General features: G+C 61.0%; 26 protein-coding genes. All 26 read right to left on the bottom strand.

The genetic code is table 11. The annotated features are described in order from the left end of the window. Positions 1 to 5: 5 nt before the first annotated feature. Positions 6 to 1,673: a ribonuclease J gene (locus ACR0IR_RS02830; protein ID WP_170364469.1), complete on the bottom strand. Its 1,668-nt coding sequence runs from the start codon at positions 1,671 to 1,673 to the stop codon at positions 6 to 8. Next, entirely contained in the window at positions 1,670 to 2,449 is a 780-nt protein-coding gene (locus ACR0IR_RS02825; protein ID WP_093964922.1) for a type III pantothenate kinase, read from the bottom strand. The genes ACR0IR_RS02830 and ACR0IR_RS02825 overlap by 4 nt, the downstream gene beginning before the upstream one ends. A gap of 11 nt (positions 2,450 to 2,460) precedes the next feature. After that, positions 2,461 to 3,210 (bottom strand): biotin--[acetyl-CoA-carboxylase] ligase, encoded by a 750-nt coding sequence (locus tag ACR0IR_RS02820; RefSeq protein ID WP_170364471.1) that lies wholly within the window; start codon positions 3,208 to 3,210, stop codon positions 2,461 to 2,463. 54 nt (positions 3,211 to 3,264) lie between these two features. Next, a complete protein-coding gene (gene nuoN / locus ACR0IR_RS02815) occupies positions 3,265 to 4,707 on the bottom strand; it encodes an NADH-quinone oxidoreductase subunit NuoN (protein ID WP_170364473.1) in 1,443 nt (480 codons plus the stop codon). A gap of 15 nt (positions 4,708 to 4,722) precedes the next feature. Then, positions 4,723 to 6,264 carry an NADH-quinone oxidoreductase subunit M gene (locus tag ACR0IR_RS02810; RefSeq protein WP_170364476.1) on the bottom strand — a complete coding sequence of 514 codons (1,542 nt, stop codon included), beginning with the start codon at positions 6,262 to 6,264 and terminating at the stop codon, positions 4,723 to 4,725. Beyond that, positions 6,264 to 8,390, bottom strand: a complete 2,127-nt coding sequence (gene nuoL, locus ACR0IR_RS02805; protein WP_170364478.1) for an NADH-quinone oxidoreductase subunit L — start codon at positions 8,388 to 8,390, stop codon at positions 6,264 to 6,266. The genes ACR0IR_RS02810 and nuoL overlap by 1 nt, the downstream gene beginning before the upstream one ends. A gap of 6 nt (positions 8,391 to 8,396) precedes the next feature. Next, positions 8,397 to 8,702 (bottom strand): NADH-quinone oxidoreductase subunit NuoK, encoded by a 306-nt coding sequence (gene nuoK / locus ACR0IR_RS02800; RefSeq protein WP_005984024.1) that lies wholly within the window; start codon positions 8,700 to 8,702, stop codon positions 8,397 to 8,399. Between the two features lie 4 nt (positions 8,703 to 8,706). Next, positions 8,707 to 9,309 (bottom strand): NADH-quinone oxidoreductase subunit J, encoded by a 603-nt coding sequence (locus ACR0IR_RS02795; RefSeq protein WP_170364480.1) that lies wholly within the window; start codon positions 9,307 to 9,309, stop codon positions 8,707 to 8,709. Beyond that, complete coding sequence (locus tag ACR0IR_RS02790) at positions 9,306 to 9,728, bottom strand: carboxymuconolactone decarboxylase family protein (RefSeq protein ID WP_170341019.1); 423 nt, start codon at positions 9,726 to 9,728, stop codon at positions 9,306 to 9,308. Before ACR0IR_RS02790 ends, ACR0IR_RS02795 begins: the two co-directional genes overlap by 4 nt. Next, positions 9,725 to 10,219 carry an NADH-quinone oxidoreductase subunit NuoI gene (gene nuoI, locus ACR0IR_RS02785; RefSeq protein WP_170341017.1) on the bottom strand — a complete coding sequence of 165 codons (495 nt, stop codon included), beginning with the start codon at positions 10,217 to 10,219 and terminating at the stop codon, positions 9,725 to 9,727. Before nuoI ends, ACR0IR_RS02790 begins: the two co-directional genes overlap by 4 nt. Before the next feature lie 2 nt (positions 10,220 to 10,221). Further along, positions 10,222 to 11,259, bottom strand: coding sequence for an NADH-quinone oxidoreductase subunit NuoH (nuoH, locus tag ACR0IR_RS02780; RefSeq protein WP_170364482.1), 1,038 nt, complete (start codon positions 11,257 to 11,259; stop codon positions 10,222 to 10,224). Between the two features lie 240 nt (positions 11,260 to 11,499). Beyond that, positions 11,500 to 13,485, bottom strand: coding sequence for an NADH-quinone oxidoreductase subunit NuoG (gene nuoG / locus ACR0IR_RS02775; RefSeq protein WP_170364483.1), 1,986 nt, complete (start codon positions 13,483 to 13,485; stop codon positions 11,500 to 11,502). A gap of 3 nt (positions 13,486 to 13,488) precedes the next feature. Then, positions 13,489 to 13,893, bottom strand: a complete 405-nt coding sequence (locus tag ACR0IR_RS02770) for a DUF5333 domain-containing protein (protein ID WP_170364485.1) — start codon at positions 13,891 to 13,893, stop codon at positions 13,489 to 13,491. A gap of 98 nt (positions 13,894 to 13,991) precedes the next feature. After that, complete coding sequence (locus ACR0IR_RS02765; RefSeq protein WP_170364487.1) at positions 13,992 to 14,369, bottom strand: hypothetical protein; 378 nt, start codon at positions 14,367 to 14,369, stop codon at positions 13,992 to 13,994. Then, positions 14,369 to 14,785, bottom strand: a complete 417-nt coding sequence (locus ACR0IR_RS02760) for an MAPEG family protein (RefSeq protein WP_093964910.1) — start codon at positions 14,783 to 14,785, stop codon at positions 14,369 to 14,371. Before ACR0IR_RS02760 ends, ACR0IR_RS02765 begins: the two co-directional genes overlap by 1 nt. A gap of 5 nt (positions 14,786 to 14,790) precedes the next feature. Beyond that, positions 14,791 to 16,089, bottom strand: a complete 1,299-nt coding sequence (nuoF, locus tag ACR0IR_RS02755) for an NADH-quinone oxidoreductase subunit NuoF (protein ID WP_093964909.1) — start codon at positions 16,087 to 16,089, stop codon at positions 14,791 to 14,793. 12 nt (positions 16,090 to 16,101) lie between these two features. Then, positions 16,102 to 16,323 (bottom strand): DUF5337 domain-containing protein, encoded by a 222-nt coding sequence (locus ACR0IR_RS02750; RefSeq protein ID WP_170364488.1) that lies wholly within the window; start codon positions 16,321 to 16,323, stop codon positions 16,102 to 16,104. Between the two features lie 32 nt (positions 16,324 to 16,355). Then, a complete protein-coding gene (locus ACR0IR_RS02745) occupies positions 16,356 to 17,504 on the bottom strand; it encodes an NADH-quinone oxidoreductase subunit E (protein ID WP_170364490.1) in 1,149 nt (382 codons plus the stop codon). After that, complete coding sequence (locus ACR0IR_RS02740; protein WP_170340391.1) at positions 17,504 to 18,727, bottom strand: NADH-quinone oxidoreductase subunit D; 1,224 nt, start codon at positions 18,725 to 18,727, stop codon at positions 17,504 to 17,506. Before ACR0IR_RS02740 ends, ACR0IR_RS02745 begins: the two co-directional genes overlap by 1 nt. After that, a complete protein-coding gene (locus ACR0IR_RS02735) occupies positions 18,727 to 18,852 on the bottom strand; it encodes a hypothetical protein (protein WP_261391884.1) in 126 nt (41 codons plus the stop codon). Before ACR0IR_RS02735 ends, ACR0IR_RS02740 begins: the two co-directional genes overlap by 1 nt. Before the next feature lie 7 nt (positions 18,853 to 18,859). Then, the gene (locus ACR0IR_RS02730) at positions 18,860 to 19,033 is read right to left on the bottom strand and encodes a hypothetical protein (RefSeq protein WP_010442775.1); all 174 of its coding nucleotides are present in this window, start codon (positions 19,031 to 19,033) and stop codon (positions 18,860 to 18,862) included. 2 nt (positions 19,034 to 19,035) lie between these two features. Further along, positions 19,036 to 19,638, bottom strand: a complete 603-nt coding sequence (locus tag ACR0IR_RS02725) for an NADH-quinone oxidoreductase subunit C (protein WP_170341004.1) — start codon at positions 19,636 to 19,638, stop codon at positions 19,036 to 19,038. Between the two features lie 12 nt (positions 19,639 to 19,650). After that, positions 19,651 to 20,184, bottom strand: a complete 534-nt coding sequence (locus ACR0IR_RS02720; RefSeq protein ID WP_093964904.1) for a NuoB/complex I 20 kDa subunit family protein — start codon at positions 20,182 to 20,184, stop codon at positions 19,651 to 19,653. Beyond that, positions 20,175 to 20,540, bottom strand: a complete 366-nt coding sequence (locus ACR0IR_RS02715; RefSeq protein WP_093964903.1) for an NADH-quinone oxidoreductase subunit A — start codon at positions 20,538 to 20,540, stop codon at positions 20,175 to 20,177. Before ACR0IR_RS02715 ends, ACR0IR_RS02720 begins: the two co-directional genes overlap by 10 nt. A gap of 187 nt (positions 20,541 to 20,727) precedes the next feature. Then, entirely contained in the window at positions 20,728 to 21,516 is a 789-nt protein-coding gene (locus ACR0IR_RS02710; RefSeq protein WP_170364492.1) for a crotonase/enoyl-CoA hydratase family protein, read from the bottom strand. Positions 21,517 to 21,525: 9 nt separating this feature from the next. Next, entirely contained in the window at positions 21,526 to 22,380 is an 855-nt protein-coding gene (locus ACR0IR_RS02705) for a hydroxymethylglutaryl-CoA lyase (RefSeq protein ID WP_170364494.1), read from the bottom strand. Positions 22,381 to 22,431 lie beyond the last annotated feature (51 nt).

Genomic DNA, 22,431 nt, shown 5'->3' with positions numbered 1-22,431 from the left:
CCGCCTTATTTCATTCGGCTTATTACAACTGTGACTTCGGGCTTTTTGCCGATTTCGATCTGCGCACTTTGTCGAACGATGCGACGCATGGCTTCTTCCAGCTTGTCATCGTCCCGCAACGTTTTGACCTCAGCCCGCATCAGGAACTGGTTCAGGTCCTCTTCCAGCACCTCGATCAATCCGGCACGCGACACGCCGGTTTCCGGCAGGCCCATGGTATCGCACCAAGGTTCGCCCAGCGGCTCGTCGTCTTCGTCCAGGATGACCGTTACGGTCACGTGCCCGTTCAGAGCCATGCGGATGCGGTCCCGCACCACACCGTCCAGCGCGCCAATCTTGACGGATCCGTCCAGGTAGGTCCGGCCGGTCTCGACATAATCCACGACCTCGGGCGCGTTCCCCGACAGATCCAGCATCGTGCCATTGACCGCCAGGACTCCGGCACGACCTGCGGCCTCGGCCAGCTTGGCGTGTTCCCGCAGATGCCTGTGTTCACCGTGCATTGGAATGACGATCTGAGGATCGACCAAGGCATGCATCTGCTCAAGATCGGGGCGGTTGGCGTGGCCGGAAACGTGGTACAGGCCAGCGCTGTCATCGACCACGTCGACGCCTTTTTCGCTCAGTTGGTTCATGATGCGGATCACACCGCGTTCATTCCCCGGAATGGTCTTCGAGGAGAAAAGGAACAGGTCGCCATCCTTCAGCTCGATCCCCCGGTATTTGCCGCGCGCCAACTGCGCGCTGGCCGCGCGGCGCTCACCCTGGCTGCCGGTGACGATCAGCATCAGGTTCTGGCGGGGCAGATCCAAGGCTTCCTCAGCGCTGATCACGCGCGGAAAATCAGACAGGATACCGGTTTCGGTCGCAGCCTCGATCATGCGGCGCATGGCCCGGCCCAACAGAACCACCGAACGACCCGCCCGATGCCCGGCCTCGGCCAGCGTTTTGACCCGCGCGACATTCGACGCAAAGGTCGTTGCAACCACCATACCGGTCGCGTCCTCGACCAATTGGGTGATGGCCGGCCCAACCTCCGACTCCGAGCGACCGGGATGCGAGGAAAACACGTTGGTGCTGTCACAAACCAACGCCTTGACCCCAGGCTTGGCCACTTCGGCCCAAAGATCGGGATCAAACGGTTCGCCCACAACCGGATTGGTGTCCAGTTTGAAATCACCGGTATGCACGACACGGCCGGCCGGTGTATCGATCACCAGCGCCGCACTCTCGGGGATCGAATGCGAAACGGGCAGGAATCCGACCGTAAACGGACCTGCCTTGATCTGCTCGGGCCAGGCGGACACGGTGCGCACGGCTTCGGGCGGATGTCCGACATCTTCCATTTTTCGGCGGGCGATATTTGCGGTGAAAGCACGCGCGTAGACCGGCGCGCCAAGGGCCTCATGACAATGGGCCACGGCGCCGACGTGATCCTCGTGCGCATGGGTGACGAAGATCGCCTCAAGCCGATCCGCACGTTCCTTCAACCACGATATGTCGGCGTAGATCAGATCGACGCCCGGCGTTGTATCCATGTCGGGAAAGGTCACGCCCAGATCGACCAGGATCAGACGTTCCTGACCGGGTTTGCCATAGCCGTAGACATAGGCGTTCATACCGATTTCGCCCGCGCCGCCGAGCGGCAAGTAGATCAGTCTTTCGCTGCTCATGCCGAGCCAGTATCCTTGTTGTAGCGATGGATCACGGTAAGCCCGTGCATCGTCAGATCGTCTTCAATTGCATCAAAGCCCACATCGGCCTGGTCGAACAGCGGTGCAAGACCGCCCGTCCCTATGACCTTCATGGGCATTCCGTATTCCGCCTTGATCCTGTCGATCAAACCTTCGATGAGGCCGGAATACCCCCAATACACACCTGACTGGATACATCCAACCGTGTTTGTGCCGATGACTTTCTCGGGACGCGTCACGTCGATATGCGGCAGAGCTGCAGCGCCCTGGTGCAAGGCCTCGAGACTGAGGTTCACGCCGGGGGCGATCACTCCTCCGACATAGGCGCCATCAGCGGCGACCACATCGAAATTCGTGGCGGTCCCGAAATCCACCACCACGACATTCCCGCCGTGCCGATCAAAGGCACCGGCCGCATTCGCCAGACGGTCCGGACCGGGAATCGTCCCTTCATCAACGCGCGGCGCTACCGGCAACTCGCAATCGGGCTTGCCCACCACCAACGGCCGGCATCCAAAGAACCGGTCGGCAAAGACGCGCAGGTTGAACACCACCCGCGGCACCGTCGAGGCAATGATGACGTCGGTGATGTCAGCCTCGATCCCGTAATGTTTCACCAGGGTCGAGTACCAGGTGAAATAGGCATCGGCCGTGCGGGCATGGTGGGTTGAGGTGCGCAGCGTGCACAGGAATTTCTCGCCATCCCAGATCGAGAAAACGGTGTTCGTGTTGCCGCAGTCAATGGCCAGAAGCATATGCGCCCCTTTCAGAAATAAACGTCTGCCGCCGGAATGCTGACGCGGCCCTTGGCGGTGTTTAGGACAAGGTTGCCGCCCGCGTCCACCGTTTCAAAGGTCCCGACGGTTTCCGAAGCACCTGTGCGCGCGGTAATCACCTCGCCCAGCTTCGCGGCTCGGGCCAGCCACGCTTTGCGGATCGGTTCAAACCCGTAGGTAACAAACTGGGTTTCGAGCTTCGCGTAAGCGTCGGCGAGTTCAGTCAGAAAATCCTCGGCGGACACCTGAGCCCCGGTTTCCGACAACAACGAAACGGGCCGCAGAGCTCCCTGCTCAACTGTCTCAGGATCAGGCGCGTCTGCGAGGTTCACCCCGATGCCGATCGCAAGGTGGGATACGTCGCGCCCCTGCCCCGTGCTTTCCAACAGGATGCCGGCCAGTTTCCCGCCGTTCAACAACACGTCATTCGGCCATTTCAATGCGAACCCCTGTGCGCGACCGGTGACCGAAACACAGGCATCAAAAAGCGCCAGCGCGGCAACAAAGCTGCGAAGGGCTGCCTGCTCTGGATTGCCCTCGGGCCGCAGCAACAAGGTTGCTGCCAGGTTGCCCTGGGGGTTGGACCACGCCCGGCCGCGCCTGCCACGCGCGGCGGTTTGATGATGCGCCATGATCCAGACCGGACCTGTTGCAGTGGGTGCGATCCGCGCGGCCTCATTCAGGGTGCTGTCAACTTCCTGCAGGATATGCAGACCGTATCCTTGGGGCCAGGTGCTCATGCCAAAAAGGCCCGGCCTGATGGCCGAGCCCCTTTCCAGATTTTGTTGAAACGGTCAGTTGACAAGCGTCGTCGCCGCGGCTGCCGCTGCGCCCTCGATCCCGAACTGGTAGATCACACCGATCAACATCAATGCGGCCGACCCCATCAGAGCGACCCACAATACCGGGGTCGAGCGGGTTTCGATCGGATCTTCGTTTTCGTCGCCGAAATACATGTAGAAGACGATCCGCAGATAGTAGAAGGCACCGATCACCGAGGCGATTGCCGATACGATGACCAACCCAATCAGGTCAGCTTGCACACCGGCCTGCCAGACGCCGAACTTGGCGAAAAACCCCAGCATTGGCGGCACACCGGCAAGGCTGAACATCAGGATCAGCACGGCCAGCGCCTTGCCCGGGTCCCGCTTGGAATACTGGCGCAGGGCGTCGATGTCTGTCACCGGCTTTCCGTCGCGCTCCATCATCAGGATGAAGGCGAAGGTGCCGATATTCATGGTCACATAGATCGCCAGATACATCAGCATCGCTTTGACACCCAATTCGGTGCCTGCGGCCAGGCCGATCAGCGCATACCCCATATGTGCGATTGACGAATAAGCCATCAGCCGCTTGATGTCGCGCTGCCCGATGGCAGCCACAGCCCCCAGCAACATCGACAGGACCGAAAGCAGCACGATCACCTGCTGCCAGTCTGCGATTGCACCCCCGAACGCATCATGCAGAACGCGCGCGAACAAGGCCATCGCTGCAACTTTGGGTGCGGTTGCAAAGAAAGCCGTCACCGGAGTGGGCGAGCCCTCGTAAACGTCCGGTGTCCACATGTGGAATGGAACCGCCGAAATCTTGAATGCCAGGCCCGAAATCAGCAGAACAAGGCCAAACAGAAGCCCAACCGAGACATCGCCGTGATGGACCGTGTTGATGATGCCCGAGAACAGCGTCGTGCCGGTGAACCCATAGACCAGAGATGCGCCGAACAGCAGCAATCCCGAACTGAGCGCACCCAGAACGAAATACTTCAATCCCGCCTCGGTCGATTTGGCACTGTCACGGCGCAGGGCCGCCACGACATACAGAGACAGCGACTGCAGCTCGAGCCCCATATAGAGCGACATCAGATCGCCGGCGCTGACCATCATCATCATGCCGACCGCTGCCAAAGCCACCAGCAACGGATACTCGAAACGCAACAGGTTCCGGCGCGCCATGTACTCCTGGCTCATGACTAGAACCGCTGCGGCAGATAGCAGAATTGCGACCTTAGCAAACCGGGCGAACCCGTCGTCGATGAACATGCCGTTGAAGGCCACATTGGTCCCCGAGCCGTTCGACGCGATCCAGAACGACAGCGCCGCCATCAGTCCGGCCGTCGTCCAGACCAGAACCGGAGCCAGTGCATCTTTGCTGGTGTAGACAGCTCCGATCAGCGCCGCCATCGCATAGATCGCCAGAATGATTTCCGGCAGAATTACAGTGAGATCAGCCTGGATCATGTCTCCAAAGCTCCCTTAGTGCGAAGCGACCTGGGTCGCGGCTTCGGCCGCGGCCAGAGCCGTGTCATAGTTCGAAATCAGCGCGGCGGTCGAATTGCCGATCACATCGGTCACCAGCGACGGATAAACCCCCAGCAGGATGGTCATGACGATCAGCGGCGCAAAGATCAGGCGTTCGCGTGTGCTCATGTCGGTGATCGACTTGAGGCTTTCCTTGATCAGGTCGCCAAAGACCACACGGCGATACAGCCACAGCGCATAAGCTGCCGAGAAGATCACGCCGCTGGCCGCCACTGCGGTCACCCAGGTGTTGACCTGGAAGGTGCCCATCAGCGTCAGGAATTCGCCGATGAACCCGCTGGTGCCCGGCAGACCCACATTGGCCATGGTGAACAGCATGAACACAAGCGCATAGGCCGGCATGCGGATCACCAAGCCGCCATAGGCCTCGATGTCGCGGGTGTGCATACGGTCGTAGACCACGCCGACGCAAAGGAATAGCGCGGCCGAGATGAACCCGTGGCTAAGCATCTGGAAGATCGCCCCGTCGATGCCCTGCTGGTTCGCCGCAAAGATGCCCATGGTCACGAAACCCATATGCGCGACCGAGGAATAGGCGATCAGCTTTTTCATGTCCTCCTGCACCAGCGCCACCAACGAGGTGTAGACCACGGCGATGGCAGACAGCCACAGCACCAGATCGGTCATCACCGCCGACCCGACAGGGAACATGGGCAAGCTGAAGCGCAGGAAGCCATAGCCACCCATCTTCAGCAGAATTGCCGCCAGCACGACCGAGCCCGCCGTCGGTGCCTGAACGTGCGCGTCAGGCAGCCAGGTGTGCACGGGCCACATCGGCATCTTCACCGCGAAGGACGCGAAGAACGCGAGGAACATCAGCGTCTGCATACCACCGACAATGTGGACACCCAGCACGCTGAAGCTCTCGGACGAGAACTGGTGCGTCATGAGCGCGGCAATGTCCGTGGTGCCTGCATCCGCATACATCGCCACCATCGCCACCAGCATCAGAACCGAGCCGAGGAAGGTGTAGAGGAAGAACTTGAAGCTGGCATAGATCCGGTCCTTGCCGCCCCAGATCCCGATGATCAGGAACATCGGGATCAGCCCGGCTTCGAAGAACAGGTAGAACAGCACCAGATCCAGCGCCATGAATACGCCCAGCATCAGCGTTTCCAGCAGCAGGAAGGCGATCATGTATTCCTTGACCCGGTCGGTCACGTTCCAGCTGGCCAAGATGGTCAGCGGCATGATGAAGGTGGTCAGCAGCACGAACAGAACGCTGATGCCATCCACGCCCATCTTGTACTTCAGGCCCAGCAGCCACTGACCCTCTTCCACCATCTGGAAGCCGGTGTTCGATGGGTCGAACTCGGTGTAAATCCCGATCGAAACAAGGAAGGTCACTGTGGTCGCAACCAGCGCGATCCACTTGGCATTGCGCTGTGCGGCCACATCGTTCCCGTGCAGGAACAGCGCCATCAGACCGGCGGAAATGGCCGGAATGAACGTTACAATGGATAGGATATTGTCCATCAGTTTGCGCCTCCGCCGATCGACATCCAAGTGACCAGGGCGGCGATCCCCAGAACCATCCAGAAGGCGTAAGTGAAGATGTAGCCCGTCTGCGCCTTGCCTGCGAGGCGGGTGAAGAAGGGAACGACGCCCATTGCTACTCCGTTCAGGAAACCGTCGATCGTCTTGCCGTCACCGCCCTTCCACAGGAACCGGCCCAAGGCCACGGTCGGTTTGACAAGGATCGCGTCGTAGATTTCGTCAAAGTACCACTTGTTCTTGAGGAACAGGTACAGCGGACGCTGGTTCTCGGCCAGGCGGCCCGGCAGCGCCGGGTTCACGATGTAGAACAGGTAAGCCAGCCCAAAGCCCAGAACCATTGCGATGAACGGCGAGACCTTGACCCATTTCGGCGCCGCATGCGCGTCGTCCAGAACATGGTTGTCCGGCGCGATGTACAGCGCGCCCTCGCCCGGTTTGCCGACAAAGGCATAGTGGTGATCTCCGCCCTTGGCCTTATCGTCGTGCGCAGCTTCTTCGCCATGGGATTCGGTGGCATGCGCGTTGTCGCCATGGTCATCGGCCTTGGCATGGTCACCGGCCTCGGCATGCGCCTCGGCCACCGGAATGCCATAGAACTTGCCCACCTGATCGGCGTGACCGAAGAAGTTGTTGTACCAGATCATGCCCGCGAACACGGCGCCCAGCGACAGAACACCCAGCGGCACCAGCATGACCATCGGGCTTTCATGCGCGTGCTCATGCGTGTGCTTGTCGCCCCGCTCCTCGCCATAGAAGGTCAGGAAGATCAGACGCCAGCTGTAGAACGAGGTCATCGCGGCCGCGATCACCAGCGCCCAGAACCCAAAGGCCGATCCGCCGGCATAGGCGCTTTCGATGATGGCATCCTTTGACAGGAAACCGGCAAAGCCGATCGTGGTCAGCGGGATGCCGACACCGGTGATGGCCAGCGTGCCGATCATCATCGCCCAAAAGGTATAGGGGATCTTCTTGCGTAGGTTGCCATAGTTCATCATGTCCTGTTCGTGGTGCATGGCGTGGATCACCGAACCCGCCCCCAGGAACAAGAGCGCCTTGAAGAAGGCATGCGTGAACAGGTGGAACATCGCCGCCGAATACATGCCCACACCCGCGGCCACGAACATGTAGCCCAGCTGCGAGCAGGTCGAATAGGCGATCACGCGTTTGATGTCCGTCTGCACCAAGCCCACGGTCGCGGCAAAGAAAGCGGTGGCAGCCCCCAGAACGGTGACGAAGCCGGTTGCTCCAGGCGCGAACTCCATCAGCGGCGACATGCGGCAAACCAGGAACACACCGGCCGTCACCATGGTGGCCGCGTGGATCAGCGCCGACACGGGCGTCGGGCCCTCCATCGCGTCCGGCAACCAGGTGTGCAGGATCAGCTGCGCCGACTTGCCCATCGCACCGATGAACAGCATCACGCAGATGACCTCTATCGCGGTCCATTCGCCCCACAGGAAGGTCAGTTGCGTTTCCGCCAGCTGGGGTGCAGCGGCAAAGATATCCGAGAAGTTGATGCTGTCTGTCAGGAAGAACAGCGCGAATATCCCAAGCGCAAAGCCGAAGTCGCCCACACGGTTGACGATGAACGCTTTCATCGCCGCCGCATTGGCCGAAGGTTTGCGATAGTAGAAACCGATCAGCAGATACGACGCGACCCCCACGCCTTCCCAGCCGAAGAACATCTGCACCAGATTGTCGGCCGTCACCAGCATCAGCATGGCGAAGGTGAAGAAGGACAGATAGGCAAAGAAGCGCGGTTTGTAGCTTTCGCCCTCGCGCCACTGCGGGTCGTGATCCATGTAGCCGAACGAATAAAGGTGCACGAGCGCCGAAACCGTGGTGACGACGATCAACATTATGGCGGTCAGCCGGTCCAGACGGATGGCCCACGAGGTCGACAGCGAGCCGCTCTCGATCCAGCGCATGATCTCGATCTGCTGGGTCTGTCCGTCAAAGCTGAAGAACACGATCCACGACAGCAAACAGGCCAAGAACAGCAGGCCCGTGGCCGTCCACAGCGCGGCCTTTTCGCCGATGAACTTCCAGCCAAAGCCGCAGATCAGCGCGCCCACGAGCGGGGCAAAGAGGATTGTGGTTTCCATGATCCCTTACCCCTTCATCATGTTGACGTCTTCAACCGCGATGGTGCCGCGGTTGCGGAAGAAGCAGACCAGAATGGCCAACCCGATGGCAGCCTCGGCCGCGGCCACGGTCAGCACGAACAGCGTAAACACCTGCCCGACCAGATCGCCGAGGAAACTGGAAAACGCCACGAGGTTGATGTTCACGGCCAACAGCATTAGTTCGATGCTCATCAGCAGGATGATGACGTTCTTGCGGTTCAGGAAGAGACCGAAGATGCCGATGACGAACAGCGTTGCCGCGACGGTAAGATAGTGTTCAAGTCCGATCATCGTCTCAAAGTCCCTGCCCCGGTTTCACATCCTTCAGCTCCATCGCCTTGGCCGGGTCACGCATCATCTGACCGACAATGTCCTGACGCTTGATGTCTTTGCGGTGGCGCAGCGTCAGCACGATGGCGCCGATCATGGCCACCAGCAGGATCAGGCCCGCCAGTTGGAACAGAAGGAAGTATTGATCGTAAAGGATGACACCCAGTGCCTCGGTGTTGTGGCGGTCGGCAGGGATCGGCTGGGCCAGGTTGGCCGCCGCGCCTTGTGAGCTGTCCCAGGCGCCAAAGGCCATGACGAACTGCATCAGGATGACCAGACCGATCAGCAGGGCCAGAGGCATGTAGCGCGCCATCTCGGCCTTGAGCTCGGCAAAGTCCACGTCCAGCATCATCACCACGAACAGGAACAGCACCGCCACCGCGCCGACATAGACGATGATCAGCAGCATGGCGACGAATTCCGCCCCCAGCAGCACGAACAGTCCCGCCGACGAAAGGAAGGCCAGGATCAGCCACAGCACCGAATGCACCGGCTGCCGGCTGATCACGGTGAACAGCCCGCCGGTGATGGCGCTGATGGCAAAGAGGTAAAAGGCAAATACGCTCATTGGTCATCTTCCTCGTTTTCGCCCATGGCCTCCTGCGCCAGTTCCAGCGCCCGGGTCATGGCCGGGATGCCGGCAAAGACCGACATCTGACCGATCGTTTCCACGATCTCTTGTTTCTTGGCCCCTGCCTCGATGGCATGGCGTACCGTCTGGCGCAGGGCCGTGTCGGCCTGTGCGCCCTGACAGGTCAGCCCGGCCAGCGTCAGCAACAGGCGGGTCTTGGCATCCAGTCCGCCCGGATTGACGGTGTTGCCGAACATCATCTCCATGACCTCTTTGGGCATGGTCGGCCACAGCGCCTCGAAGCCGCGCATCGCGTCGACGGGCGAATAGCTCTCCAGCGCCGGGTTGAACGCCTTGGCCATGTCATGCGCCTGTCTGAGCATCTGCTCGAATGGGTTTTTCGTCGGATCGCTCATCGGTAGGGCGCGTCCAGTTCCAGATTGCGGGCGATCTCGGCTTCCCAGCGTTCACCGTTGTCCAGCAGCTTCTGCTTGTCATAGAACAGCTCTTCGCGGGTTTCCGTGGCGAATTCGAAATTAGGTCCTTCGACGATGGCATCGACCGGGCAGGCCTCTTGGCAGAAGCCGCAGTAGATGCACTTGGTCATGTCGATGTCATATCGCGTGGTACGGCGGCTGCCGTCCTGGCGCGGTTCGGCGTCGATTGTGATGGCCTGCGCGGGGCACACAGCTTCGCACAATTTGCAGGCGATGCAGCGCTCCTCGCCGTTGGGGTAACGGCGCAGGGCGTGTTCACCGCGGAACCGTGGCGACAGCGGGCCCTTTTCGTGCGGGTAGTTCACGGTGGCCTTGGGCGCGAAGAAGTACTTCAGCCCCAGCTTCATGCCGACCCAGAAATCCTGCAGAAGGAAGTATTTGGCCGCGCGGGTATAGTCGATATTTGCCATTGTCAGCCTCCTACGCTCCAACGGGCGAATGCACCCCAGAACCAGTCGAACTTCGCCGCAAAGGCCACGAATACCACCCACACCAGGCTGAACGGCAGGAACACTTTCCAGCCCAGCCGCATCAGCTGGTCATAGCGGTAGCGGGGCGTGATCGCCTTGACCATCGCGAAGAGGAAGAAGAAGAACGCCATCTTGGCGACCATCCACAGCACGCCATCGGGCAGGCCCGGGATCGGCGACAGCCAGCCGCCGAAGAACAGCAGAGAGGTCAGCGCGCACATCAGGAAGATCGCGATGTATTCGCCTGCCATGAACAGCAGGAAAGGCGTGGCCGAGTATTCGACCTGATAACCGGCGACCAGTTCCGATTCCGCCTCGGGCAGGTCGAAGGGCGGGCGGTTGGTTTCGGCCAGGGCCGAGATGAAGAACAGGAACACCATCGGGAAATGCGGCAGCCAGTACCAGCTGAAGAACCCGAACGAGCCGTCCTGAGCACGCACGATGTCACCAAAATTCATCGAGCCGGTCGAGATGATCACACCGATGATGATCAGGCCGATCGAAACCTCGTAGGAAATCATCTGCGCGGCCGAGCGCAGCGAGCCCAGGAACGGGTACTTTGAGTTCGACGCCCAACCGCCCATGATCACGCCATAAACCTCGAGCGAGGACACCGCGAACACATAGAGGATAGCCACGTTGATGTCGGACAGGACCCAGCCGTCATTGAACGGAATGACCGCCCAGGCGATCATGGCCAGCACGAAGGACGTCAGCGGCGCCAGGATGAACACAGTCCGGTCCGCGCCTGCAGGGATCACCACCTCTTTGACGACGTATTTCAGCGCGTCCGCCACCGATTGCAGCAGGCCGTAAACGCCAACCACGTTGGGGCCGCGACGCATCTGGACCGCGGCCCAGATCTTGCGGTCGCCATAGACCAGAAACAGCAGCGAGATCATCACGAAGGCCACGACGGCCAGCACCTGCGCCAATATGATCAGGGCTATTCCGCCTGGGGTGTCAAAGAATTCAGCCATTGGTCCTCACACCGTGGGTATTCCGTTTTCCGCTGCCATCACGCGACCCGACCGGCCGGTCGGAGACTCGCGTCGCCTGCGATTGGTTTGGCGAGTTGGTGTAAACAGCATCCGCTGCCCGCACGCCACCTTTTTCCTTCATTTCATTCGGCAAAACACACGACCACGCCCCTCGTATCTCCTCTGGGAAAAACGAGCTCGGGCTTCCGCCCGCTTTGCGGTTTATGGTCGTTGCAAGCCTCATTCCGCGGCAATCTTTTGGTCACCGCGCGCCTTGGCCAGCGCCGAAAGCTCGGCCATCAACTGCGAGGCTCTTGCAATCGGGTTGGTCAGATAGAAATCCTTGATCACGGTCCGGAAATCGGCCTGCCCCAAAGGTCCGGCCTCGATTGCCTGTTCTTCGTTCTCGGGCACTTGGTCGATCCCGGCCAGATGCGGCACTGCTTCGATCAGCTTTTGCCGCAGCTGGGCCAACGTGTCATAAGGAAGTTTCTCGCCCAACTCCGCCGAAAGCGCCCGCAGGATCGCCCAGTTTTCCTTGGCTTCACCCGGCGCAAATCCGGCGCGCATCGCCAATTGAGGGCGACCCTCGGTGTTGACGAACAGACCGTTTTCCTCGGTATAGGCTGCGCCTGGCAGGATGACGTCGGCGCGGTGGGCACCGCGGTCACCGTGGCTGCCCTGATAGATGACGAACGGACCCGCGTCGATATCGACCTCGTCCGCGCCCAGGTTGAAGATCACCTCGGCGCCGCCGATTGCAGCCTCAAGGCCACCCTCCGTCGCGGCACCCACATCCATCGCACCAACGCGGGCCGCTGCAGTGTGCAGAACAAGCATCCGACCCGACAGCGCGCGCGCGGCGGCCAAAACGGCCAGACCGTCTGCCTCGGACACGGCACCCTGTCCGACGATCACAACGGCTTCGCTGCTGGCCTTGGCCTTGGCCAGCGCATCGCGGTTGGTGCCGAGGTGCTCGTAATCATAAGTCAGATCAACGGCCGGGCCGATCAATTTGACATCGGCGCCCGCCAGCCACGCCTTGCGGATGCGCGCATTCAGCACCGGAGCCTCGTCGCGCGGGTTGGTGCCGATCAGAATGATCTCTTTCGCCGTGTCGATCTCCTCGATCGTCACATTGCCGACATAGCCCGAACGGTTACCGATAGGCAGGCGGGCATTGTCGGTTCGGCATTCGACCTTGCCACCCAGCCCCTCAATCAACTGCTTCAACGCAAAGGCGGCTTCGACAGGAACCAGATCGCCGATCAGACCTGCAACCTTCTTGCCCTTCATCGCCGCTGCGGCGGTGGCCAAAGCCTCGGGCCAGCTGGCGGCGCGCAGGCGACCGTTTTCGCGGATATAAGGCGTGTCCAGACGTTGACGGCGCAAACCGTCCCAGACAAAACGCGTCTTGTCCGAGATCCACTCTTCATTCACGCCATCATGGTTGCGCGGCAGAATGCGCATCACTTCGCGGCCCTTGGTATCGACACGAATGTTCGATCCCAAGGCGTCCATCACGTCGATGGTTTCGGTCTTGGTCAGTTCCCACGGGCGTGCGGTAAAGGCATAAGGCTTGGAAGTCAGCGCCCCCACCGGGCACAGGTCAATGATGTTGCCTTGCAGGTTCGAATCCAGCGTTTGGTTCAGGTAGGAGGTAATTTCCGCATCCTCGCCCCGGCCTGTCTGGCCCATTTGGTCGATACCCGCGATCTCGGTCGTGAAACGCACACAGCGGGTGCAGCTGATGCAGCGGGTCATGGCCGTACCAACCAGCGGACCCAGATCCAGATCATCCACGGCCCGCTTGGCTTCTTTGAACCGGCTGGCCGACATACCGTAGGCCATTGCCTGGTCCTGCAGATCGCATTCACCGCCTTGGTCGCAGATCGGGCAATCCAAGGGGTGGTTGATCAGCAGAAATTCCATGACCCCTTCCCGGGCCTTCTTGACCATGGGCGAGTTGGTCTTGACCACCGGCGGCTGGCCTTCCGGTCCAGGGCGCAGATCGCGCACCTGCATCGCGCACGAGGCGGCGGGCTTGGGCGGCCCGCCCACGACCTCGACCAGGCACATGCGGCAGTTGCCGGCAATCGACAGGCGTTCATGATAGCAGAACCGCGGCACCTCGACCCCGGCCTGCTCGCAGGCCTGGATCAAGGTCATCGCGCCATCGACTTCGATTTCCTTGTCGTCGATTACGATCTTGCGGAGGTCAGACATGGTCTAGTTCGCCCTCAAATACACGCCAATGGCGCTGTTTCGTTCGATTTCCTTGCGCCCCAGGGCACAGAATGTTTCAGCTTTTCCGTAGCTCACGCCGTTCTGCGAGAGGTACTTCTCGCCCTTGGCCCGCATCCGCGCCTTTTCGGAATCCGACTCGACATAGGCCCGGATCTCGCCGTCCGAATAACCCAGGCTGTTGGCCTTGGACCGCAGGCTCCACATCACACCGATTGCCTTCATTCGCCGCCCACTGATCGACGGGCAGTATTCCGAGATCTCATTTGCGATGGCGATGTAGTAGAGCTCGTTGTCGATTTCCTTGACTTCGCGCAAGGGCGGCTTGGCGTCCGCCGAGACGGGCAACGCCGTCGCACAGGCAAATGCGGCAAGTTTCACAAATTTCATGACATATCCTTTCGTCTTGGGTTCCCCAAGACGTCCCGCGGCACGGCTGTTATGCAATAACGGCCGCCCGATCAGCGCAGGATATGCAATAGCGCAGCTCATGGTCGTTGACAGGCTCCAGCAAATGTCAGGCTGTCGTTTTCGATGCGCAGGTTCTGCGGTTCGGTGTCAGGACCAACCTTCCACGCAATGCGGGAGGAACCGAAATTCTGAATGCAGAACCGGGTGCCCTCGTACCGACCAGCTTCGCGCGCGCCATCCAGCGAGGCTGACACACCTTTGATCGTCACGGTGAAATCCGCAGGCGACCGTTTCTTGTCGACCGGCTTTGCCTTGGCCCGAAACGACTTGCCGTCAAACAGGATCCGGTCGCTTGTTGGCGCCGTCCCGCAGGCCGAAAGCAGCGTCAGCAGAACAAGCACACCGACAGCCGGGCGACGCAGGTTCGCGGTGATATTAACAAGTGTGACGGCCATCAGAACGCAGCCACCAATGCAAGTATCCCAAGCACAAACATGCAGGCCCAGGCCACCACATACAGGACTGAACGAATACCGCTATGCGGTTTGCCAACGCCCTGAATGTGTACGACAAGCATCACCAGCCGAGCGACCAAGGCAATCGCGGCCAGCCAGTTCACCCAGAACGGGCTAGCGCCCAACAGAATGGCTGCCACAGTAACGGTCAGAAACGCGGGCAAAGTCTCGGTGCCGTTCAGATAGGCACGGTTCAGGCGATAGGCCTTGTCGGCATAGTCCTGGTCGGGGGTCGCGCCGGGAGCCAGCCCTTTGCCCTGTTTCGCCAGTGCCGAAAACGGCGACAGGAACAAAACGACCAGTGTGAAAATCACCAAAGACGCAATCGCGTGGGAATACTCTGCATAGGCTTCCATCGTTGTCACTCCGCCGCCATCGCACCCATACGGCCCGATTTCTGAGCCTTGATGCGGTCTTCGATTTCTTCGCGGAAGTTGCGGATCAGACCCTGGATCGGCCATGCGGCCGCGTCACCCAGCGCACAGATCGTATGGCCTTCGACCTGCTTGGTCACCTCGAACAGCATGTCGATCTCTTCCAGTTCGGCCTCGCCGCGTACCAGGCGATCCATCACCCGCATCATCCAGCCCGTACCTTCGCGGCAGGGCGTACACTGGCCGCAGCTTTCGTGTTTGTAAAATTTCGACAGGCGCCAGATCGCCTTGATGATGTCGGTGGACTTGTCCATCACGATCACCGCCGCCGTGCCAAGCCCCGAGCCCAGGTCGTTGCGCAGATAGTCGAAATCCATGATCGCGTCGCGCATGTTCTCACCCCGCACGCAGGGCACGGACGAGCCACCGGGGATCACGGCCAACAGATTGTCCCAGCCGCCGCGGATGCCACCGCAATGGGTCTCGATCAATTCTTCAAAGCTGATCGACATCGCCTCTTCGACCACACAGGGAGTATTGACGTGACCCGAGACTGCAAACAACTTGGTGCCCGCGTTGTTCTGGCGACCGAAACCGGCGAACCAGTCGGCGCCGCGGCGCAGGATCGTGGGCACGACGGCGATGGATTCCACGTTGTTCACCGTGGTCGGGCAGCCATACAAACCCGCCCCGGCCGGGAACGGCGGCTTCATTCGCGGCATGCCCTTCTTGCCTTCCAGGCTTTCGATCAGCGCGGTTTCCTCGCCACAGATATAGGCGCCTGCCCCGTGATGCAGGAACAGGTCGAAATCCCATCCCGATCCAGCGGCGTTCTTGCCCAGCAGGCCCGCATCATAGGCCTCGTCGATTGCAGCCTGCAGCGCCTCGCGCTCACGAATGTACTCGCCGCGCAGGTAGATGTAGCAGGTGTGCGCATTCATCGCGAAAGACGCAATCAGGCAGCCTTCGATCAGCGTGTGCGGATCGTGGCGCATGATCTCGCGGTCCTTGCAGGTGCCCGGTTCGGATTCGTCGGCGTTTACGACCAGATAGGACGGGCGGCCATCGCTTTCCTTCGGCATGAACGACCATTTCAGGCCGGTCGGGAAGCCCGCACCGCCGCGCCCGCGCAACCCTGAGTCTTTCATCGTCTGGATGATCCAGTCGCGACCCTTCTCCATCAGGCCAGCAGTGCCGTCCCAATGCCCCCGGGCCTGAGCGCCCTTCAAGGTGCGCTCGTGCATCCCGTAGATGTTGGTAAAGATCCGGTCCTGATCCTTCAGCATCGCGTGTTACCTTCAGCTGTCCTGACGCATGCGCCAGAGTTGAAATATGTTGACGCCCGCATAGATGAACGCCGCGATCGCGGCGAAATCAAGCAGCAGCGCAAAGCGTCCCGGCAGCTCCAGCGCCGGGCCGATGAACAGGGTCATGGCAAGCCACAACAGCATGGTCACCGCGATGACCACGCCGATATGTCGGCCCTTGCGGGCGATGGCCTGTTCCTTGTCCTTGTCCATCACACTCCGGCGCCCTTATCGGGCACCGTCTCTCAGTCTTCGTAGGTGCCGTCTTGCTTGGCACGTTTGGCAAATTCGGTTTCCTCGCCAGCAGCCAGCTTGGCCGCCTGCTCGATCCAGCCGTCGCGTTCGATCCGGCCCTTGAACTTCAGCCGGGCATCAACCCAGGCCACATGTTCTGGCGTCCAGGCCGCGATCTGATCGAAGTGGTAGAACCCGAGCTCGTTTAGCGTCTGCTCGAGCTTCGGCCCCACACCTTTCAGCAGCTTGAGGTCGTCGGGCTTGCCCTCACGCGCACCGCTCAGCGTTTCGGGCTGAGCCTCAGTCGCTTCTGGCTTGGCCGCAGCACCCTCGGGCGAAGATGGCTCGGCCTTGGCGGATTTCTTGGGCGCGGCCTGACGGGCGGCTGGTTTGCCCTGCTCTGGCACCTTCGGCGGCTTGGGTGCGGCTTTCGCTCCGGCGGCCTTGCCATCCTTGCCCAACCATGGCGTTAGTATCGGAACCTCGGTTCCGTCGATGCGCTTGACGGTATCGCACAATTCCGTGGCCAGTTGTACACTGGCATTGTGCTTTGCCTTGCTACCTTGATAATCCTTCAGGCTGGTCACCCCGCCCAGAGGCTCGGCCGCAAAGCGACCATTCTGGGGACCGGGCACCGGAACCTTGCCAGCGGCCAGTTCATCAATGATCCGACCAAAACTCTCGGCGGTCAGGTCCTCGTAATAGTCTTTACCGATCTGTGCCATCGGCGCGTTGGTGCAGGAACCCAGGCATTCAACCTCTTCCCAGCTCAGCTTGCCGTCCGCCGACAGTTGGTGCGGCTTGGGCGCGATCTTTTCGCGGCAAACAGCAATCAGATCCTCGGCCCCGCAGATCATGCAGGACGTGGTGCCACAGACCTGAATATGCGCGACGGACCCAACCGGTTGCAGCTGGAACATGAAGTAGAAGGATGCAACTTCGAGCACCCGGATGTACGACATGCCGAGCATGTCAGCGACGGTTTCAATCGCCGGACGGCTCAGCCAGCCCTCCTGCTCTTGCGCGCGCCACAGCAGCGGGATGACCGCGCTGGCCTGACGGCCCTCGGGGTATTTGGTGATCTGCGCTTCGGCCCATTGCTGGTTGGCAGCGGTGAAGGCAAAGCTTTCGGGTTGTTCGGGATGAAGACGGCGGAGCATTAGCGGTCAATCTCTCCAAATACGACGTCCATGGTGCCAATGATGGCGGCGACGTCGGCCAGTTGGTGGCCCTTGGCGACGTGGTCCATGGCTTGCAGGTGCAGGAACCCGGGCGCACGCAGCTTGGCGCGGTACGGCTTGTTGGTGCCGTCGGCCACCAGATAGACGCCGAACTCGCCCTTGGGCGCTTCGACGGCGGCGTAGACTTCGCCTGCGGGGACGTGGAAGCCTTCGGTGTAAAGTTTGAAGTGATGGATCAGGCTCTCCATCGAGGTCTTCATGTCCGAGCGTTTCGGCGGCGTGATCTTGCCGCGGGCCAGAATGTCGCCCGGGCAGTCGCGCAGCTTGGCGATGGCCTGCCGGATGATCGACACCGACTGGCGCATTTCTTCCATCCGCACCAGGTAACGGTCATAGCAGTCCCCGTTCTTGCCGACAGGGATCTGGAACTCGAACTCGTCATAGCATTCATAGGGTTGCGCGCGGCGCAGGTCCCAGGCCAGGCCCGATCCGCGCACCATCACGCCCGAGAAGCCGTATTGCTGGATATCTTCCTCGGTCACCACGCCGATGTCGCAGTTGCGCTGTTTGAAGATGCGGTTCTCGGTCAGCAGTCCGTCAATGTCGTCCAGAACGGCGGGGAATTCGTGGCTCCAGGTCTCGATGTCATCCAGCAACTCGGGCGGCAGGTCCTGATGCACACCACCGGGGCGGAAATAGGCGGCGTGCAGGCGCGCACCGCAGGCACGCTCGTAGAACACCATCAGCTTTTCACGCTCTTCAAAGCCCCACAGCGGCGGGGTCAACGCGCCCACGTCCATCGCCTGCGTGGTCACGTTGAGCAGATGGTTCAAAACGCGCCCAATCTCGGAATAGAGGACCCGGATCAACGAGGCCCGGCGCGGAACTTCGACGCCGGTCAGCTTTTCGATGGCCAGGCACCAGGCATGTTCCTGGTTCATCGGCGCCACATAGTCCAACCGGTCGAAATACGGCAGGTTCTGCAGATACGTCCGGCTTTCCATCAGCTTTTCGGTACCGCGGTGCAGCAGGCCGATATGCGGGTCGCAACGCTCGACGATCTCGCCGTCCAGCTCAAGCACAAGACGCAAAACTCCGTGCGCCGCAGGGTGCTGCGGGCCGAAGTTGATGTTGAAGTTGCGGATCTTCTGTTCTCCGCTCAGCGCGTCCGTGCTGCCGTCATCGTATCTTGAGCCGTCCATCAACGCCCTCGTTTCTTTTTCGCTTCGGCCCGAACCCGGACCTTTTCCGCCTCAAGCGCCTTGGCCGCGGCCCCCGCCAGCAGGACCCCCAGCGCACCCAACGCAATCAGTTCCCCCAGCAGCATGACCATCTCAGCGGCGCTCCAGTTCCTGCAGTTTCAACCCGACCCACCACAGCAACGCGATCGTGCCGAATGGGACCAGGCAAAGAAGGCACCAGTATTTGTTGATCCCAAAAAACGGCAAAATCTTCACCATCGGAATGATGGTCAGTGCAGAAAGGATCAGCCACCAGATGCCACCCATTGTCAGGTCTCCTGTTTTTCATCCCCCGGCAGAACATAGTTCGCACCTTCCCACGGGCTCATGAAATCAAACTGGCGATACTCCTGAACCAGCGAGACCGGTTCGTATACGACCCGTTTCTGCGCTTCGTCATAGCGGACTTCGATATACCCGGTGGTCGGAAAATCCTTGCGCAGCGGATAGCCGCGGAACCCATAGTCGGTCAGGATGCGACGCAGGTCCGGGTGGCCCGAGAACAGGATGCCGAACATGTCGAACACTTCACGCTCGAACCAGTTGGCCGAGGGGTGCACATCGACGATCGACGGAACCATGTCTTCCTCGCGCACCGAAATCCGGATCCGGATGCGCTGGTTCTGGTACATCGAAAGAAAGTGGTAAACCACGTCGAACCGTTTGGCACGTTCGGGGTAATCAACTCCGGTGATGTCGACCAAGGTCGAAAACTTGCAGTTCTGATCCGTTTTCAGAAACTCGACAAATTCCACCAGGCTCGAGGGCGCAACATCAACCGTCAGCTCGTCATGGGCTACGGTCCATGACAGAACACAGTCCGTGCGCTTCAGCTCGATATGCGTGCCGAGTTCCTTGAGTGCTTCGCTCATCTCGGTCCCTCCTCAGCGGACGATGGTGCCGGTGCGACGGATCTTGCGCTGCAACTGCAGCAGACCGTACAGCAGCGCCTCGGCCGTCGGCGGGCAGCCGGGCACATAGATGTCCACTGGAACGATGCGGTCGCAGCCACGCACGACGGAATAGGAATAGTGGTAGTAGCCACCACCATTGGCGCAGGAGCCCATAGAGATCACATAGCGCGGCTCGGGCATCTGGTCATAGACCTTGCGCAGCGCCGGGGCCATCTTGTTGGTCAGCGTACCGGCCACGATCATCACGTCCGACTGGCGCGGGGATGCGCGCGGCGCGATGCCGAACCGTTCGGCGTCGTAGCGCGGCATCGAGGTGTGCATCATCTCGACCGCGCAGCAGGCCAGACCAAAGGTCATCCAGTGCAGAGAGCCGGTGCGCGCCCAGTTGATGATATCCTCGGACGAGGTCAGCAGGAACCCTTTGTCCTGCAGCTCGGCGTTCAGGGCCTGAGTGGCGACTTCCTTGTCGACGCCCGCGGTGTTTGCACCCGTCATCACTCCCATTCCAGGGCCCCCTTCTTCCATTCATAGGCAAAGCCGATGGTCAGAACGCCCAGGAACACCATCATCGACCAGAAGCCGACATCGCTGATGTCCTTGAAGCCCACGGCCCAGGGAAACAGGAACGCAATCTCGAGGTCGAAGATGATGAACAGGATCGACACCAGATAGAATCGGACATCGAACTTCATCCGAGCATCGTCGAACGCGTTGAACCCGCATTCATAGGCGCTGACCTTTTCGGGGTCGGGATTGCGGACAGCCAGAACGACGGCGGCCAGAATCAGGACGATTCCAAGGCCCACGGCGACGGCCAGAAACACCAGGATCGGGAGATATTCCCGCAACAGCTCTTCCACGAGTGGCTCCTTTCCTGCGCATCCCGAACGAGACGCGCCGTCAATTGGCGTGTTGACTGGACATTCTCTATCCGCGCGGGGTCAGAGGGTCAACCGAGCAGAAGCGCGCATGGCACCGAATATTCGGCTTGCCAACGCCCAGCGCTGCACTAGGCGCAAGCCCTTGGCTTCAAATGGTCGCGGGCGGTCAAACCTTACTATTCCATGAAGGTTTTCGCTTGTCGAAGAAAGCGCTGATTCCCTCATGCGCCTCGTCGGTTTCCCATCGGTCGACCAGCGCCCGGATCGTGTGGTCGATCATCGCGTCGTCGATGCGCGGCCCGAGGTCCCGAACCAGCGCCTTGGCCGAGGCCACGGCGCCCTGCGCACAGGACAGATAGGGCTGCACTTCGGCTTCGATCGCGGCATCCAACTCGTCCGCCGGAACGGCCCGTGCCAACAGGCCAAGTTCTACCGCCTCGGCCGCGTCGAACAGACGGGCCGACATGAACACGCGCCGCGCGCGGGCCTCACCCATGCGGGCGATAACATAGGGCCCGATGGTAGCCGGGATCAGCCCCAGCCGGGTTTCGGTCAGACACATCTTCAGACTGTCCACGCCGATGGCCACGTCGCAGACCGCGGCCATGCCCACACCGCCGCCAAAGGCGTTGCCCTGCAGCGCGCCGATCAACGGCTTGGGCAGGGTGTTCAGAGCGTTCAGCATCTCGGCCAACTTGCGCGCCTCGACAAAGCGGGTCTCGGGGTCGGCGGCCATCTGGGCCTGCATCCATCCCAGGTCGCCCCCGGCGCAGAAGCTTTTGCCCGCGCCGGTCAAAACTACGACGCGCACGTCGTTGGTTTCTCCCAATTGCGCGGCGGCCTGGCTCAGCTCGGCGATCATCTGCGCCGACATCGCGTTGTGTTTTTCCGGCCGGCTCAGCGTCAGCGTAGCAACGCCGCGCAAATCGGTGGAGATCGAGATGGTTTCAAACATGTCAGCCTCTTATCCCGCCCGCATCGCGCGGGCCATTTCCGCCGCTTGGTTCAGCACAGCGGCGTCCAGTCCGGTATCATAGCCCAGCCGCTCGAGATGCGCGGCCACGGCTTCGGTGGCCACATTCCCGGCCGCCCCCGGCGCATAGGGGCAACCGCCCAATCCGCCCACGGCCGCGTCGAACACCCGGACGCCCAGCGCAAGCGAAGCATCGATATTGTCGATCGCGCGTCCGTTGGTGTCGTGGAAATGGCCGGCCAGGCGGGTCGCGGGCACATATTCACGCACCGCCAGCAGCATCCGTGCGATGCTGTCGGGCGTCCCCTGCCCGATCGTGTCGCCCAGCGAGATCTCGTAACAGCCGTGCGAGAACAGCAGGTCGGCCACCTCGGCCACATTGGCGGGCGGCGTCGGCCCGTCATAAGGGCAGTCGGTCACGCAGGAAACATAGCCGCGCACCGGCAGATCAATATGGCGCGCCGCCTCGAGGATCGGGACGAACCGCTCGATGGATTCGGCGATGGTCGCGTTGATGTTGGCCTTGGAAAACCCCTCCGACGCCGAAGCAAACACCGCGATTTCATCCGCCCCGGCCGCCAGCGCATCCTCATAGCCGCGCATGTTCGGGGTCAGCGCAGCGTAGCGCACGCCGGGGGCGCGGGTGATCCCGGCCAGAACCTCGGCGCTGCCGGCCATCTGCGGCACCCATTTGGGCGACACGAAACTGGCCACCTCGATCCGGTTGAACCCCGCCCGGCTAAGGCAGTCGACCAGCGCGATCTTCTCGGAAACCGGGATTTCGCGCTTTTCGTTCTGCAGCCCGTCGCGCGGCCCCACTTCGAAAATCTCGACACGTTCCGCCATGGCGGTGCCCTCCTGTTCAGTCCCGGCCCGCCCCGTTCAGGGCGGGAGTTC

The organism is Ruegeria sp. CF2 (assembly GCF_056537385.1).
This window is presented reverse-complemented; position numbering and strand designations above follow the sequence as displayed.